We start from the raw sequence: 1,323 nt of genomic DNA on the forward strand, positions 1-1,323 counted from the left end.
TCGTTCGTATTCTAGGTTTAGCATAATTCCAAATTTAATTCAAAAAAGATTTTTTAGGCTGCCCTTTTATAGTTTTCCACATATTTTACGCCTCTTTTCACCAGGGAAAACATTCGTAAGATCAGCTTGAATTTTATATTGTTCAATACCAATCCGTAATCCTTACTTTTCATTTTTCGCTCTGCATATGCCCTTATCTCTGGATCATATTGCATTGCCGTTTTGGCTGCCTGGTTAAGTTCCTGTTTTAGCTCTTTCTGAGCCAGGTTACTTGTCCGTCTTCGGCCTTTTATACTTGTGCCCGAAGTATGTTCAAATGGGATCACTCCTACATATACCGCATAATGTCTTGCATCTGGAAAACTGGTAAAGTTCTCTGTATAAGCTATCGTCATCCATCCATTTACCGGGCCGATCCCTCTAATACTGGTAATGATCAGGTAGTTGAAATGCATCGACTCATTACTTTTGATCAGTTCCATTATCCGCTCCTCCACTTTCCTGATATATTGCGCATTCGCTTCCACCTTTTCATTGGCTATAGCAGTGATCATCTCCTGATCATCTACTTCATACATGTGTTTCCGCTCCTTAACGGTGCTTTGGTATCCGGCACTTTCCCGAACTAATCTTTTTCGGAACGAAAGCAGTGTTTTAAGCTCTAAAATATTCTTATCCAGTGGCTTATCAGGCTCAAGGCGCCTAATCTTTTCTTCTCCGTATTGGCTGATACGGAAAGCATCGGCCTTATCGCTCTTTCCCCTGGTCATGCCCATCGATTTCTTAATCTCCAGTCCTGGTACCCTACGGTAATCAATAGATTGAGACTCACAAAACTGGATGAACCGATACTCATAACCGCCGGTATATTCCAGAACAATAAAAGTCTTTTGCAGATCGATCTGATTGTCTTTACACCATTTTTTAAACTTGCTGAATCCTTCACTCTTATTGTCCACCTGAAGAAATAGCTTCTGCTCTGCCCAACAGATATCGACCGTCTTTTTTGATACATCGACACCTAAAACAACATTCCATGTTTTCATACGTTTGTGTTTTAATAAGTTAATAAATTGCCTTTTGCCAATTACCTTTGATGAATCAAGAGAATTATTCTAGCTGGGCCTTGGGCAATCTTAAAAGGCAGGGAACTAATACGAACGCAGGTTCTCCAAAACCAGAAATGACAAAAGTTCACCCTGCCTTTTTATTTAACGTTATCCACAAACTTTTTAGTTTTTAACACCCCCCTGCACCCCCCGTTTCTAACAATAACAAATCTTAATATTGTTATCTTTAGACCAAAGGAAATGACATTTTTTT

1 protein-coding gene is annotated in these 1,323 nt (G+C 39.4%); it reads right to left on the reverse strand.

Going from position 1 to position 1,323, the window contains the following annotated elements; genetic code table 11:
• Positions 1–53: 53 nt before the first annotated feature.
• Complete coding sequence (locus tag AC1DXF_RS29415; protein WP_477452245.1) at positions 54–1,046, reverse strand: IS110 family transposase; 993 nt, start codon at positions 1,044–1,046, stop codon at positions 54–56.
• Positions 1,047–1,323 lie beyond the last annotated feature (277 nt).

Source organism: Mucilaginibacter sp. P2_A5 (assembly GCF_056404995.1).